15 protein-coding genes are annotated in these 14,854 nt (G+C 45.9%); 12 read left to right on the top strand and 3 right to left on the bottom strand.

All coding sequences use genetic code 11. The features are described 5' to 3' along the window. The 3 genes from YWE_RS0118250 to YWE_RS0118240 form a co-directional block, all read left to right on the top strand. The coding region (locus YWE_RS0118250; RefSeq protein WP_029095828.1) for an autotransporter outer membrane beta-barrel domain-containing protein at positions 1-216 on the top strand (216 nt) is incomplete at its 5' end. Between the two features lie 220 nt (positions 217-436). Further along, the gene (locus YWE_RS0118245; protein WP_029095827.1) at positions 437-1,183 is read left to right on the top strand and encodes a hypothetical protein; all 747 of its coding nucleotides are present in this window, start codon (positions 437-439) and stop codon (positions 1,181-1,183) included. Between the two features lie 205 nt (positions 1,184-1,388). Continuing rightward, complete coding sequence (locus tag YWE_RS0118240; protein WP_029095826.1) at positions 1,389-1,964, top strand: UbiX family flavin prenyltransferase; 576 nt, start codon at positions 1,389-1,391, stop codon at positions 1,962-1,964. 52 nt (positions 1,965-2,016) lie between these two features. On the opposite strand, the gene YWE_RS0118235 is transcribed toward YWE_RS0118240, so the two are convergent. After that, positions 2,017-2,919, bottom strand: coding sequence for a TIGR01777 family oxidoreductase (locus YWE_RS0118235; RefSeq protein ID WP_029095825.1), 903 nt, complete (start codon positions 2,917-2,919; stop codon positions 2,017-2,019). A 237-nt stretch (positions 2,920-3,156) separates the two neighbouring features. On the opposite strand from YWE_RS0118235, the gene yfcE reads away from it, so the two are divergent. Then, positions 3,157-3,702 (top strand): phosphodiesterase, encoded by a 546-nt coding sequence (gene yfcE / locus YWE_RS0118230; protein ID WP_029095824.1) that lies wholly within the window; start codon positions 3,157-3,159, stop codon positions 3,700-3,702. A gap of 13 nt (positions 3,703-3,715) precedes the next feature. Next, entirely contained in the window at positions 3,716-4,258 is a 543-nt protein-coding gene (yfcD, locus tag YWE_RS0118225; protein ID WP_029095823.1) for an NUDIX hydrolase YfcD, read from the top strand. 129 nt (positions 4,259-4,387) lie between these two features. Here the strand turns inward: yfcD and pta are convergent, their stop codons facing one another. Both pta and ackA read right to left on the bottom strand, forming a co-directional pair. Next, complete coding sequence (gene pta / locus YWE_RS0118220) at positions 4,388-6,538, bottom strand: phosphate acetyltransferase (protein ID WP_029095822.1); 2,151 nt, start codon at positions 6,536-6,538, stop codon at positions 4,388-4,390. A gap of 190 nt (positions 6,539-6,728) precedes the next feature. Next, positions 6,729-7,931, bottom strand: a complete 1,203-nt coding sequence (ackA, locus tag YWE_RS0118215) for an acetate kinase (protein WP_029095821.1) — start codon at positions 7,929-7,931, stop codon at positions 6,729-6,731. Positions 7,932-8,011: 80 nt separating this feature from the next. Here ackA and YWE_RS31230 point away from each other — a divergent pair, with 80 nt between their 5' ends. The 7 genes from YWE_RS31230 to YWE_RS0118180 all read left to right on the top strand — a co-directional run bounded on the left by YWE_RS31230 (position 8,012) and on the right by YWE_RS0118180 (position 14,854). After that, on the top strand, positions 8,012-8,197 hold the full coding sequence (locus YWE_RS31230; protein WP_029095820.1) for a hypothetical protein: 186 nt from the start codon (positions 8,012-8,014) through the stop codon (positions 8,195-8,197). Between the two features lie 133 nt (positions 8,198-8,330). Beyond that, on the top strand, positions 8,331-8,783 hold the full coding sequence (yfbV, locus tag YWE_RS0118205; RefSeq protein ID WP_029095819.1) for a terminus macrodomain insulation protein YfbV: 453 nt from the start codon (positions 8,331-8,333) through the stop codon (positions 8,781-8,783). Positions 8,784-9,050: 267 nt separating this feature from the next. Further along, positions 9,051-9,557 (top strand): YfbU family protein, encoded by a 507-nt coding sequence (locus YWE_RS0118200; protein WP_029095818.1) that lies wholly within the window; start codon positions 9,051-9,053, stop codon positions 9,555-9,557. An 84-nt stretch (positions 9,558-9,641) separates the two neighbouring features. Further along, positions 9,642-10,295, top strand: a complete 654-nt coding sequence (locus YWE_RS0118195; protein ID WP_029095817.1) for a sugar phosphatase — start codon at positions 9,642-9,644, stop codon at positions 10,293-10,295. A 328-nt stretch (positions 10,296-10,623) separates the two neighbouring features. Then, positions 10,624-12,468 carry an SLC13 family permease gene (locus YWE_RS0118190; protein ID WP_036016479.1) on the top strand — a complete coding sequence of 615 codons (1,845 nt, stop codon included), beginning with the start codon at positions 10,624-10,626 and terminating at the stop codon, positions 12,466-12,468. 142 nt (positions 12,469-12,610) lie between these two features. Further along, complete coding sequence (locus YWE_RS0118185) at positions 12,611-14,359, top strand: alkaline phosphatase (protein WP_029095815.1); 1,749 nt, start codon at positions 12,611-12,613, stop codon at positions 14,357-14,359. Between the two features lie 9 nt (positions 14,360-14,368). Then, a complete protein-coding gene (locus YWE_RS0118180) occupies positions 14,369-14,854 on the top strand; it encodes a hypothetical protein (protein ID WP_227659967.1) in 486 nt (161 codons plus the stop codon).

Genomic DNA, 14,854 nt, shown 5'->3' with positions numbered 1-14,854 from the left:
GAAGCTAACTGGTTGCACAACAGCCAACAGGCCGGAGCGATACTGGACGGCACCGAAGTTAAACAGTCCGGCAGCCGCAACGTCGGTGAGCTCAAGCTGGGTGCAGAAGGTCAGTTGAACTCACACCTGAACCTGTGGAGCAACGTGGCTCAGCAGATGGGGGATAATGGTTACAGTGATACCGCGGTGACTTTGGGTGTGAAGTACCGCTTCTGATAGGTGAAGTGAAACTCTAGCTAAGGGCGTGCAGTGCAAACTGTGCGCCTTTTTTTATGCAGATCAGGGGTATGTGTTACCGAGCGTATAGTGATATTGATAAAGACTAACCCGCTGAAACTAATAATATATCTGATTGTCCTACATATGGATGGCAAACTTATGGATTATCTTTGTGGCTGATTAATGTGCTGCGCAACATATTTAAAAGGATGTGATGATGATATTGAAAATAAGCCGTACTTTGATTTACTCGATCGCTGTTTTAAGCTGCGCAAGCAGCATGGCCACAGCTTCTGCTTTGAGTATTCCGAAAGATAGCCAATGGAAATACCTGACTACTAATGTGAACGGAAAATACTCTATTCGCATGGATTATGTTGTTGCACCACGCCATTCGCTTTATCCATCCGACTGGGCTCAGGTATGGCTAAAAGAAGAAGTCTTAAACTGTACCGATTTAACCTGTGGTTCAATCACGCGTCATATTGTTGACTGTGTTTATCGACCTAAGGGGCTGACTCAAGAACAGCGTTTTGATTACGATATTAAAGGTAAACGTATTTTTACCGATAGCGGTCAGAAACCGTTTAAAGATTTTTCCGATTATCCTTCATTTATAAAACTATACGATACGGTTTGTGCAGAGACGGCGGAAGTACGTCGGCTGGCGGCGGTTGAAACGCAAAAAAGTGAAAATAAAGCCACGGCAAAAAAAGCCAAACAGCTGGCAGAGAAATCGCCATACGACCGAAGTTTGCCATTAACGGTTAACCCTGATGGAACAGGCGGCCCTATGGGACGTGAGGCATATATTTTATTTGAAGATGGTCAGCAAGTATCGCGTGGCCTTAGCGATAAAAATGGTGATATTCCTTATAAATTGAACAAAACATCAAGCTACATTATTCAATTTTCATACGGAAAATTCACTTTAGATCCGGTGCGCAAAGCACGTCGTAAATAAAATATATTCTGAAACAAAAACTGAGGGGCATGCGGTCAATTAATTGCATGCCTTTTTTATAGCATCAGAGATGACCACAACCATTGTTTTCAAGGCGTTGTGGCTGCGGTCAGAACATCCGGGCATTTAACACCAAGCAAGCTTGATTAACGTGACTAATTACGGCAAAGTCATCGACAAATTCAGAGCATAAGAGTCTTCTATTATGAAACGTTTAATTGTCGGAATATCAGGGGCCAGCGGCGCGATTTATGGCGTCCGTTTATTACAGGTTCTGCAGCACCGAGACGATGTTGAAACTCATTTGATCGTCAGCAATGCCGCCCGCCAAACGTTAGCTTTAGAGACCGATTATTCCCTGCGTGATGTCTGTAGTTTGGCTTCAGTCGTTCACGATGTTCGTGATATTGCGGCTTCAGTCTCTTCCGGATCTTTTCGCTGTCATGGCATGGTGATCTTACCCTGTTCAATGAAGACACTGTCGGGCGTAGTGAACAGCTATACGGATGATTTGCTGACCCGCGCGGCAGATGTCACATTAAAAGAGCGCAAGCCGCTGGTTTTGTGCGTAAGAGAAACACCGTTGCATTTGGGGCACTTACGCTTAATGACTCAGGCGGCTGAGCTGGGGGCAGTCATTATGCCACCGGTTCCGGCTTTCTATCACCGGCCTGAAAGCGTGCAGGATATTGTTGATCAGACCGTTAACCGCGTTCTGGATCAGTTTGATATTCAGTTAGAAAAAGATCTATTTACCCGTTGGGAAGGAAGTAAGCCATAACCAATGCGATCATATGGCAGGCTAGCCATCACTGACTAGCCGGTTAGCGGTTTTATGCTTTAGGAAATAAGTTTTCCAGCGCTTTTTCCAACATTGAGAACTTAAACATATAACCCGCATCTTCTAGCCGTTTAGGTAACGCGTGTTGCCCGCCTAATACCAATACGGATGATTCCCCCATCAACAGTTTGATTACCCATGCCGGAGTACGGAAAAAGTGCGGTCGATCGAGTGCCGATGCCAGTAGGTCGGTAAACAGTTCATTGTGCACCGGGTAAGGGGAAACCATATTAAACGGGCCGCTGAGGCCGGGCGTAGTGAGTAAAAATCGGATACCTTCGACCATGTCATGAATATGGATCCATGGCATATATTGCTGACCGGAGCCTAACGGACCGCCAAGGCCTGTTTTAAATATTGGCAGCATTTTAGCTAGGGCTCCGCCTTCTGCTGCCAGAACAATTCCGGTACGTAACAGACAAACCCGCGTATGAACACTTTTAGCTTTTAGGGCTTCATCTTCCCAACGCTGGCAAAGAGTGTGGGTGAATTCAGGATGGGGGGCCTCTTCTTCAGTCACAATACTTTGTCCCTGATCGCCATAATAGCCAACGGCTGAGCCAGAAATAAAAACTTCAGGGGGTTGTTTACTTTGCAGAATCAGGTTGCTTAATTGAGCAGTAATTTGCCAGCGGCTATTACATAAGCGTTTTTTTTGTACCTCAGTCCAGCGTTTATCGGCAATAGGTTCACCGGCTAAATTAATCACAGCATCGAAGTCATTGAGTGAACTTAAGCTATCTAAGTTACCGATATACTTAACGCTGTCACCAAATAATGCTTTGGCTCGTTCAGGGCTGCGGCTAAGCACGGTGATTTGATGAAAGTGCAATAATAGATTTCGGGTTAAGTGGCTACCGATGAGTCCTGTTGCGCCTGTTATTAGTATATGCATGGGCGAGCTCCTGAGGCAGTCGTAAGGGGTTAACCATTTTGCATGTATTTATAATCATAGCGGATAGCCAGACTAAAATAATCTTATTGTTCACAACTTTATTGTTTTTTTAAATATGAGCCATCGGATTGCTGATTTCAGGTACAATCTTTAGGATTTTGGCAGACCTGTTGCGTATTATAATTATGTAACAATATCGATGTATTGTTATTGAATAGATTACAGGGTGATTAACCAATGAAATTGTTTTTTGCTTCTGATTTACACGGTTCTTTATCGGCGACTGAACGGGTTCTTCATCAATTTGAACGTTCCGGGGCTGAGTGGCTGATCCTGTTAGGTGATTTGCTTTATCATGGTCCGCGTAACCCGCTGCCCGATAGTTATAATCCGGCAGAAGTAGCACTGAAACTTAATCAGTTTGCTGATAGAATTATTGCCGTTCGAGGGAACTGTGATAGTGAAGTCGATCAGATGTTATTAGACTTTCCTATTGAGGCCTCATGGCAGCAGGTTGTTACCGATAATCGACGATTATTTTTAACTCACGGGCATCTATTCAACCCGGAGAAACTTCCTCCGCTTCGCGCCGGGGACGTATTTGTTTATGGTCATACACATATCCCTAAAGCTGAAAAGCAGGGGGATATTTTTTTGTTTAATCCGGGGTCTGCCAGTTTACCTAAGGGCGGATATCCAACAAGTTTTGGTATGCTGACTGATGGTGTGCTGCAAGTGCTTAGTTTGCAGCAGGCAGAATCCGTTGTTCAGGCATCTTTATGAAAGGTTTTTATAGATGGTAGAACAAAGCCAGACAGAGTTCGTTGAGTGGGTAGACGTTGTTGATGAAGATAATAATGTGATGGCTCAGGTCACACGTCAACAAATGAGACAGCAACATTTGCGCCACAGAGCCACCTATATTGTGGTCCATAATGGAATGGGCCAGGTTCTGGCTCAACGGCGAACTGACAGTAAAGATTTCTTCCCCGGATGGTTAGATGCTACCGCTGGCGGCGTAGTTCAGCAGGGTGAAGAGATGTTGGCCTCGGCCCGGCGTGAAGCAGAAGAAGAGCTCGGTATTGCCGACGTTCCTTTTGCAGATCACGGAATGTTTTACTATGAATCTGATGACTGCATGGTTTGGGGGGCACTGTTTAGCTGTGTCTCTCATGGGCCATTCGCCCTGCAGGAAGATGAGATTGATAGCGTTCACTGGCTAACGGTTGATGAGATTAATGCCAGAGCCGATGAGTTCACTCCGGATTCGCTGAAAGCGTTGGAGCTGTGGCTGACCCGTAACCCTGAGCAGGCAGCAGGCGTTGAAAACGGGCAGTAATCATATTCTGAATGATGGGCTACTTTTCCTAGCTTAGATTTAAAAGAAAGAGCCGGAATCTTTAACAGACTCCGGCTCTTTTTATTGCTTATCGTACGATGAATTTAGCCATTCAACGATTCGACCAACTTAGCTATTCGCTTCGTTTTGTGCAGCTTGAATAGCGGTTAATGCAACGGTATAAACGATATCATCCACTAAAGCTCCGCGAGACAGGTCGTTCACCGGCTTGCGCATACCTTGTAACATCGGTCCGATAGAAACCAGATCGGCAGAACGCTGAACGGCTTTATAGGTGGTGTTACCGGTGTTCAGGTCAGGGAAGATAAACACGGTCGCTTTACCTGCAACCGGAGAATCTGGCGCTTTAGATCTGGCAACGTCTTCCATGATAGCCGCATCATACTGCAGCGGACCATCGATGATCAGGTCAGGGCGTTTTTCCTGCGCGATACGGGTTGCTTCACGCACTTTATCGACATCACTACCGGTACCTGAATTACCCGTGGAGTAAGAGATCATCGCAACGCGAGGTTCAATGCCAAAGGCAGTTGCAGAATCAGCTGACTGAATAGCGATTTCTGCCAGTTGTTCAGCGGTTGGATCCGGGTTAATCGCACAGTCACCGTAAACCAGAACTTGTTCAGGCAGCAGCATAAAGAAGATTGAAGATACCAGAGAGCTTCCCGGAGCAGTTTTGATTAACTGTAGCGGTGGGCGAATGGTATTAGCGGTGGTGTGAACAGCACCGGAAACCAGTCCGTCAACTTCGTTTTGCTCAAGCATCAGCGTACCCAGCACGACGTTGTCCTGTAATTGCTCACGGGCAACAACTTCGGTCATGCCTTTGCTCTTACGCAGTTCAACTAAGCGCGGAACATATTGTTCACGAACCTGAACAGGATCGACAATCTCAATACCTTTACCTAGTTCAACGCCCTGAGCTTCAGCTACGCGTTTAACTTCTTCCGGGTTACCTAACAGAATACATTGGGCAATACCGCGGGCAGCACAGATTGCCGCTGCTTTAATGGTACGTGGTTCCTCACCTTCAGGCAGAACTACGCGCTTACCGGCTTTACGGGCCAGTTCAGTCAACTGGTAACGGAATGCCGGAGGTGACATACGACGTGAACCTTCGGAGTTCGCCGTTAGAGTGTCAATCCACTCACTGTTAATGTGGCTGGCAATATAGTCTTGTGAAGATTCGATACGCTCATGGTCATCTGCCGGCGCTTCAAGTCTAAAGCTTTGCAGTGACAGCGAGGTTTGCCACGTATTGGTCTCAACCATAAATACCGGCAGACCAGTTTGGAAAGCTTGCTCACACAGTTTGTGGATACGCTCATCCATTTCATAACCACCGGTCAGCAGTACTGCACCGATTTCAACGCCGTTCATAGCCGCTAAACAGGCAGAGACTAACACATCAGGGCGGTCAGCAGAGGTCACTAACAGTGAGCCAGGGCGGAAATGCGCCAGCATGTTCGGCACGCTGCGTGAACAGAAGGTGATTGCTTTGATGCGACGAGTGCGAATTTGGCCTTCGTTAAGGATTTTGGCTTTCAGGTGATGAGCCATATCGATAGCGCGGGTTGCAATCAGGTCCAGATTCCACGGAATACAGCCTAAAATTGGCAGGGTGGAATTGGTAAATAGTTGAGCGGTATCTACGACAGAGATTGCAGCTTTAGAGGTGTCATCAAACATTTCTGATAGGTCAGGGCGGGTACGGCCTTGATCGTCTACAGGTGCGTTCAGTTTATTAATGATAACACCGGTGATGTTTTCATTTTTGCTGCCGCCGAAGTTTGAACGGGCTAACTCAATACGCTCTTTTAACTGTGCCGGAGAGTCAGTTCCTAAGGCCATAACAAAGACGATTTCTGCGCCCAATGTTTTAGCAATTTCATAGTTCAGTGCGTTAGCGAACTGATGATTATAAGTAGGGACTAAGCCTTCGATCAGAATGACTTCAGAATTCTTGGCGCATTCTTGGTAGCGTTCAACAATCGCTTCCATTAACACGTCTTGCTGATTAGTACTCAGCAGGTTTTCAACATAGCTCATGCTCAGGGGCTCAGCGGTAAATACCGTTGAGTTAGCACGAATGATGCTGGTTGTCTGGTCAGGCACATCGCCACCGGAACGTGATTGTGCTACGGGTTTAAATACGCCTAAACGAACGCCTTTGCGCTCCATAGCGCGAACAACACCCAGGCTGACGCTTGTCAGACCAACACTGGTGCCGGTAGGGATTAACATAATTGTACGAGACACGACTAAACCTCTTCTAGGTTATGCCCTTGGTACCTGAAGTTGCTGTGGCGTTAGCGGTGCTTAAATCACTTATTTGACTAAGTTGATCGGGCTCTGCTTTCTGGCTGCCTTAGTGCAACATCAATCACTTTGGGTATGTGTATTAGTCAAAACAACACCGCCAGCATTTAGCTGACGGTGTTAGTGGTTTTTACGCTGTAAGACGAGAAGCGTCTTGAGCGATGACCAGTTCTTCGTTGGTCGGGATAATTAGTGCTGCACGAGTACCGTCTTTGGCAATATTTCCTGATTTACCGAAGCGGGCAGCAAGGTTACGCTCGTGATCAACATCAAAACCTAACAGGGCTAATTTACCCAGGCTCAGTTCACGAACCATTGCTGCGTTCTCACCGATACCGCCGGTAAAGACAACCGCATCAAGACGACCGTCCATCAGCGCGGTGTAAGAACCGATATATTTCGCTAAGCGATGGCAGAATACGTCCATTGCACGTTTAGCATCTTCTTTATCTGCATAGTTATCTTCAACGTAACGGCAGTCGCTGGTTACTTCAGTCAGGCCTAACAGACCAGACTCTTTGTTCAGCATCTTGTTGATTTGTTCCATGCTCAGACCCATCACGTCATACAGATGGAAAATGATAGCCGGGTCGATATCACCACTACGGGTACCCATTACCAGACCTTCCAGCGGTGTCAGGCCCATAGAGGTATCAACGCATTTACCGTTACGGATAGCAGAAACAGAACCACCGTTGCCTAAGTGGCAGGTAATGATATTCAGTTCTTCTACTGGCTTGTTCAGCATTTTGGCTGCTTCGTTGCTCACGTAGAAGTGGCTGGTGCCGTGGAAACCGTAACGACGGATACCGTGCTTTTTATATAGGCTGTACGGCAGGGCATACAGATAAGATTCTTCAGGCATGGTCTGATGGAATGCAGTATCAAAAACGGCCACGTTTTTATTTTTTAGCGCAGGGAACGCTTTAAATGCTTCATCAATGCCGATTAGGCCAGCCGGGTTATGTAATGGTGCAAATGGAGACGCAGCCTGAATACCTTTTAATACTTCATCAGTAATGATAACTGACTGAGTGAACTGCTCGCCGCCGTGTACAATACGGTGGCCAATAGCGGTAAGGTTGTTTGACAGTTCTGGTTTTTGGGCCAGAATAGTATTAACGATGAAATTCAGAGCTTGACTGTGTGCAGCGCCGTTTCCAAGTGCTTCTTCGTGTTTGCCTCCGTCCATTTTCCATTTGATGCGGGCTTCAGGCAGATTGAAACACTCGGCTAAACCAGAAAGGTGTTCGTCTCCATTGGCAGCATCAATGATGGCAAATTTCAGAGAAGAACTACCGCAGTTAAGAACCAGAACTAGCTTACTCGACATAAGAAGTACCTATTTTATTTATTCATGATTGAAAAAGCATAAAGTTGGGTAAGAGTAACATAAGTATAGGGAGGAGATTTATGACAAATATCACCCTTGCTATTGACTATAAGTTGCGCACCCGCGTATCGATCTTTATTGTACACAATTTGCCGAAAAGTGGCTTATTGGTATTATTTTATCCACAACAAACACTCAGCCGTAGGGCCGGTGCTAGGATACTGTCTGATCCAGCAAAAATAAAACTAAAATACAAAATAAATTGATATTTGTTAAACTACATCAAGTTTGTTGTGCATTTATTTTAAAATTTACTGAATTTTTTGAATGAGCATTATAGTCCGGATCACAAAGTAATGCACATATCCGATAATTCTGTCACCTAAGGCGGCAAATCAAATGCTACGTTCATCAGGCCCGATACGTTGGATTCAAATATTTCAACGTGGACAGAACTACATGAAAACATGGCCAAACGATAAGCGTCTGGCTGTGATCTTCCCTGAGAATCGCATCACCCGAGTAACGCGCTTTGGGGTGCGTTTTATGCCGCCTATCGCCATTTTTACTTTGGCGTGGCAAATTGCGATGAACGGCCAACTAGGGCCGGCTATTGCCACCACTATTTTCGCCTGTAGTTTGCCAATGCAAGGGCTTTGGTGGTTAGGAAATCGTGCGGTTTCAACCTTGCCACCTTCACTTAAACAGTGGTTTCAAGATCTTCGAAGTAAGCTAGCCGAGGCAGGGCAAGACGTCGCGCCTCTGGAGCAGGAACCAACCTATCAAAATCTGGCCGAATTGCTGAATGATGCGTTTAAGCAACTGGATAAAACCTTCTTAGATGAGTTATAGAATTCTAACGGACTGAGTCAGACCGAGCTCTGAACCGTGGGTTAGTTAAATAAAAGGGGCTCCGTTCAGCGGAGCCCCTTTTATTTAACATGTTGGCGATGTTATGTTTTAACCAGTGTTACTGGCTGTTACCTGAGCGAGTAGATAAAAATTACCACGAACCAGTACCACTCCTCGACACAATATGACATTCTCTAACCATTAGTGAAGATCGCTTATTCACATAAAGATTTATTCTTGTTTTTTTAAATCTCAGGAGTTGTTATCGTGGAAATGACGAATGCTCAACGGTTGATTCTTTCAAACCAGTACAAAATGATGACGATGTTGGATCCGGAAAATAGCGATCGCTATCGTCGCTTGCAAACCATCGTTGAACGCGGCTTTGGTTTACAAATGAATGAACTAGAGCGCGAGTTTGGTGAACTAACAGAAGAAACGTGCCGCACCATTATTAACATAATGGAGATGTATCATGCTTTAGGTGTCTCGCTGGAAAATCTGCGGGATAATCTGAAAGATAAAGCTGAAATTGATGAACGCCGTACTCACTTCCTTGGTTTTGATGCGGCTACCGAAGCGCGTTATTTAAGCTATGTTCGTTTTCTGGTGAACACCGAAGGGCGTTACACCCACTTTGATTCAGGTACTCATGGATTTAACTCGCAAACTAAGATGTGGGATAAGTACCTACGTATGTTAGCTATATGGCAGTCCTGCCCTCGCCAGTACCACCTATGTGCCATCGAGATGTCTCAAATCATCAATGCTTGATTTTGACAACTGACGGTCCGGCAACTGCGGATCGTCGAGCTATGATTGGTGGACTGGTTTGTTTTTAGCTATGAGAGAATTAAAGTGAATTGTAAAGGCTTTTTGTTTGATCTTGACGGCACGTTGGTAAGTTCGTTAGCCGTTGTTGAAAGAGCGTGGTTGAATGTCGGCAAGCGTTTAAATGTAAATCCTCAGGACGTTCTGGATTTTATTCACGGTAAGCAAGCGATTACCTCCTTACGCCATTTTATGGCGGGCCAAAGTGAAGACGCTATTCAACGTGAGTTCCAACTGCTGGAACAGGTTGAAGCCACTGATACTGATGGTGTTGTGGCTTTGCCGGGCGCGATTGAGCTATTAGATCGTCTAAACACATTAGGTGTGCCATGGGCGATTGTGACTTCGGGGACTATTCCTATTGCTCACGCCCGCTGCAAAGCTGCCGGAATTCCTTTTCCCGAGGTTTTTGTTACCGCAGAATTAGTCGCTCGGGGTAAACCTGAGCCGGATGCTTACCTGATCGGGGCTGAACGTTTAGGCTTTCTACCGGCTGAATGTATCGTCGTTGAAGATGCACCGGCCGGAATAGCTTCCGGACTGTCTGCGGGCTGTCAGGTTATTGCCGTTAATGCGCCAGAAGATACGCCTGATTTAAACCGTGTTGATAAAGTTTTAACGACCTTAGAGCATGTTAGCGTCGATTTTGTTGATAATATTGCCAGCGTAAAGTTTGGCTGATTAATCATCATCCCGATTTAATCGTTCAAAATTTGAAGCCTTGCGTATGCAGGGCTTTTTTTACGCTAAAAATTAGCCACTTAAATATGTTTGTATATAGCATTCTGGCTTTTTCATTGCTATAACCAGTGACAGAGGATTTATTTGAGCTATTTATCGCAATTAGGCGGTTTTTTTCCCCTAAAAGGCGAAAAATAGAGTAACTTTGTAGCGGTTAATGAATAAATTGGATGTTTTCAGGTAATAACTACAGGGTAGTAATATTTATCTGAGTAGACATTAATATAAGCGATAGGGAGCAGAGGTGATTGAGCAAGTTTTAGAATCAATGGCCACGTTAGCCGATAGCCAACTATTTTGGGTCGTGTTTTTTCTTTGTATTGCTATTATTTTATTCATTACTAACAAAGTTCGCATGGACGTTGTGGCATTAATGCTTATTGCCGCCTTTGTTATCAGCGGAATTCTGACGCTTCCTGAAGCCACATCCGGCTTTAGCGATCCTAACGTTATCTTGATTGCCTTACTGTTCGTTATTGGCGAGGGGCTTGTGCGCACCGGCATTGCCTATCAGGTCGGTGACTGGCTGGTCAGGGCGGCAGGACAAAGTGAAACCAAGCTTCTTATTTTATTAATGCTGGCCGTTGCCGGACTCGGTTCTGTGATGAGTTCTACCGGCGTAGTTGCCATTTTTATTCCTGTTGTGATGAGCGTTTCTTCCCGAATGGAACGCGCTCCCGGGCGGCTGATGATGCCTTTGGCCTTTGCCGGGCTGATTAGCGGCATGATGACCTTAGTGGCAACGCCCCCCAATCTGGTGGTAAACAGTGAACTGGTCCGGGATGGTATAGAACCTTTTGGCTTTTTTAGCGTTACACCGATTGGTCTGATCGTATTGTTATTGGGTGTTGGCTATATGTTAGTGGTTCGCCGCTGGCTGGTTGAGCCTGTTGATACCACCAAGGCTAAGACGCGTTCCCGGCGTACGATGCGCGATCTGATCCATGCATATAAGCTGAGCGGGCGGGCGCGACGTTTGTCTATCCGACCGGGCTCTCCGTTAATTGGACGGACCTTAGACGAGCTGCATTTACGTTCTCGCTACAGTGCTAACGTTATCGGAATAGAGCGCTGGCGTAAATTTCGCCGGGTGATGATCAGCGCTTTTGCTGCAACTGAGCTTCGAGTCCATGATGTTTTATTAGTGGATATTTACCATCCTGACGCTGACGTTCGCCAGTTTTGCACTGACGAGTTGTTGGAGCCGATGATTTTGCGCGGGGAGTATTTTTCTGAGCAGGCCAGAGAGGTTGGCATGGCTGAGGTTTCACTGATTCCTCAGTCAGAATATATTGGCAAAACCCTGCGCCAGATGGCCTTTCGTACCCGCTATAGCCTTAATGTTATAGGTATTCGCCGTAATGATAAGCTGATTGAAACTAACCAGATTGATGAAGAGCTTAAGGTGGGTGATATGATGCTGGTTATTGGTGACTGGAGCCAGATTCGCCAATTACAGAGTAATAATCGCGACTTTTTGGTGCTAAATCTTCCGGCAGAAGTAGATGAAGTTGCTCCGGCTATCAGCCAGGCACCTCATGCCGTTCTTTGTCTGGTTCTGATGATATTTCTTATGGTCAGCGGCATTGTGCCTAATGTGATAGCCGCTCTGCTGGCCTGCTTATTAATGGGTAAGTTTCGCTGTATCGATATGGAAAGTGCCTATAAATCGATTCACTGGCCCAGCCTGATTCTTATTGTGGGAATGTTGCCTTTTGCTCAGGCGTTACAAAAAACCGGCGGTATCGATCTGGTCGTTCAGGGGCTGATGGATGCTGTGGGAGATATGGGGCCTAGAGTCATGCTGCTAAGCCTGTTCATACTCTGTGCGACTATCGGGCTGTTTATTTCCAATACGGCCACTGCGGTGCTAATGGCGCCTATTGCCGTGGCTGCGGCTAATGAAATGCAAGTTTCTGCATTACCTTTCGCGATGGTGGTTGCGATTGCTGCCTCCGCTGCATTTATGACACCGGTATCTTCACCGGTTAACACCATGGTTCTCGGCCCGGGTGGCTATAAATTTAGTGACTTCATCCGTATTGGTGTGCCATTCACGCTGTTGGTGATGGTGGTCAGCGTATTAGTTATTCCCGTGCTCTTCCCGTTCTGATATTGAATACTTAAGTAGAGCTGCTGCTTTATGGCAGCTCTACTTATTTAGAAAATACATAATTCAGACATATTTTCTTCATAAAATTGAAATCTGGCTTGAGTAATCTTTCTTCTGAAAAATAAAACATCAGGAGAAACAAATGAAAGCACGCTGGTTACTACCTATCACTTTTGCATTAACTCCGGCATTTTTCGCCGGTTTAGCCGCAGCACAAACCATCTATCCTATCGATCGCGCCACCATGCTGACGGGAGGGAAATTTGACTTCAAAGTTGAATTTGACGAGGTGGTTAATCCTGAAAGCATTCATATATTAATTAACGGCAAAGATTACAAAAAGGTCTGGAACCAGACTGAAGAATTTATTAAGAACGAAGATGGTAAGAATGTCTCCTCTCTGGTAGTGAAAAACGTTGATTTGAGCATCCCCGGAGATTACAAAATTGAAGTCAGTGCCGGTGATAAAAAGAGCTCAGTGAACTGGAATGTTTATCAGACACCGGAAAAACGTCAGGCTAAAAACGTTATTTTATTTATCGGTGACGGGCTGTCCGTTGCCCATCGGACCGGCGCGCGAATTTTATCGAAGGGGATCAGTGAAGGGAAAGCTGATGGGCGTTTGGCGATGGATGATTTGTCGAACATGGCCTTTATTGGTACTTCCAGCACCGACTCTATTGCGGCCGACAGTGCCAATACTATGAGTGCTTATATGACCGGGCATAAGTCTGGTGTTAATGCTCTGGGCGTTTACGTTAGCCGGGCCGAAAATTCGCTGAATCACCCTAAGCAAGAAACTCTGGGTGAACTGATTAAACGCACTACTAATATGTCGGTCGGTATCGTCAGCGATTCTGAGCTGGAAGATGCTACCCCGGCTGCCGTTGTGTCTCATACTCGCCGTCGGGCCGATAAAGCTGAGATTGTAGGAATGTTTTACGACGTTAAACCTGACGTGATGTTGGGTGGCGGTTCGGCCTACTTCTTACCGTCGACGACGCCGGGTTCAAAACGTAAAGATGACATTAACTACGTTGAGCGTTTTAAACAAGATGGCTATCAGTTAGTCACCGATGCAACGGCTTTAAAGCGTGATGGAGCCAAAGCCGATAAGCTATTAGGGCTGTTTCATACCGGAAATATGGACGATGTATTAGATCGACGTTTCCTTAAAAATGATGTGACTAAAAAATTCCCTAACCAGCCAGACCTGACCGATATGACTCAGGCGGCTCTGGATGTGTTATCGAAGAATGATAATGGGTTTTTCCTGATGGTTGAATCCGCGTTGATCGATAAAGCATCACATCCGCTGGATTGGGAACGGGCTATCTACAATACCATCATGCTGGATCAGTCAGTGGCAATCGCCAAGAAATTTGCTGAAACTCACCCGGACACCATGATCATCGTGACCGGCGACCATACGCACGGTATCTCTATTATTGGTACGGTTGATGATGATAAGCCGGGAACGGAGATGAGAGAGAAGGTTGGCGTGTATGAAACCGCCGGCTATCCGAACTATCAGGACGCCAATGGCGATGGTTACCCGGATAAAGTCGATGTGTCGAAGCGTCTGGCGGTGTTCTTCAATAACTTCCCTGATTACTACGAAACTTTTAGACCCAAGCTGGACGGTCGCTTTGTGCCCGCTATCCAGAATGAAAAAGGTGAATATATCGCTAATGCTGCTTATAAAGATATTCCGGGGGCGGTATTACGTAGCGGAAATCTTCCACGCAGTGCAGATACCGGCGTTCACTCAATTGATGACATGGTGGTGCAGGCTTCTGGCCCCGGCTCTGAGCGTATCCGCGGCTATATGGATAATACCGAAATATTCCGGGTGATTACCGATGCCTTATCTCTGGGTCATAGCAAGTAGGGCGATCTGATGACGATGATTGAGCTAAACCAGAGCCGGAGATTTTCCGGCTCTATCAGCCGTGCTGCTGTTGCTCTGATATTTATGATGATTTCCCTTTGGTTATTGCCCTCTCAGTCGAGGGCATTGCCCGGCCTGACGTTTGAACAATTTTATAGTCACGTTGGCGTTTTGGGGCTGGAATTTTCAGATGATGTTAAAAAGCTCGCCGGTAGTGAGGTAGAAATTAAAGGATTTATGGCCCCGCCGTTAAAAGCCGAATCTCAGTTTTTTGTGTTAACTAAGATGCCAATGGCCATGTGTCCTTTTTGTTCTTCTGATGCCGACTGGCCGGAGGATATACTGGTGATTTATTTATCTGAACGTCAGACCTTTGTACAGAATAACAGCATGATAAAAGTACGTGGAAAACTGGAGTATGGCTCGTGGCGCGATCCTGAAACTGGCTTTATCAGTCAGTTACGTTTACGTCAGGCTGAATTCAGTTCGTTATAA

Origin of the sequence: Budvicia aquatica DSM 5075 = ATCC 35567 (assembly GCF_000427805.1) — a bacterium.
Taxonomy (GTDB): Bacteria; Pseudomonadota; Gammaproteobacteria; order Enterobacterales; family Enterobacteriaceae; genus Budvicia; species Budvicia aquatica.
The sequence above is the reverse complement of the archived record's forward strand: the minus strand, read 5'-3'. Positions and strand labels throughout refer to the sequence as shown.

Bases quoted from the DNA above. Each gene is read 5' to 3' on its own strand.
- YWE_RS0118245 (WP_029095827.1), top strand. From the start codon at position 437: ATGATATTGAAAATAAGCCGTACTTTGATTTACTCGATCGCTGTTTTA.
- YWE_RS0118240 (WP_029095826.1), top strand. From the start codon at position 1,389: ATGAAACGTTTAATTGTCGGAATATCAGGGGCCAGCGGCGCGATTTAT.
- YWE_RS0118235 (WP_029095825.1), bottom strand. From the start codon at position 2,919: ATGCATATACTAATAACAGGCGCAACAGGACTCATCGGTAGCCACTTA.
- yfcE (WP_029095824.1), top strand. From the start codon at position 3,157: ATGAAATTGTTTTTTGCTTCTGATTTACACGGTTCTTTATCGGCGACT.
- yfcD (WP_029095823.1), top strand. From the start codon at position 3,716: ATGGTAGAACAAAGCCAGACAGAGTTCGTTGAGTGGGTAGACGTTGTT.
- ackA (WP_029095821.1), bottom strand. From the start codon at position 7,931: ATGTCGAGTAAGCTAGTTCTGGTTCTTAACTGCGGTAGTTCTTCTCTG.
- YWE_RS31230 (WP_029095820.1), top strand. From the start codon at position 8,012: ATGACAAATATCACCCTTGCTATTGACTATAAGTTGCGCACCCGCGTA.
- yfbV (WP_029095819.1), top strand. From the start codon at position 8,331: ATGCTACGTTCATCAGGCCCGATACGTTGGATTCAAATATTTCAACGT.
- YWE_RS0118190 (WP_036016479.1), top strand. From the start codon at position 10,624: ATGGCCACGTTAGCCGATAGCCAACTATTTTGGGTCGTGTTTTTTCTT.
- YWE_RS0118185 (WP_029095815.1), top strand. From the start codon at position 12,611: ATGAAAGCACGCTGGTTACTACCTATCACTTTTGCATTAACTCCGGCA.
- YWE_RS0118180 (WP_227659967.1), top strand. From the start codon at position 14,369: ATGACGATGATTGAGCTAAACCAGAGCCGGAGATTTTCCGGCTCTATC.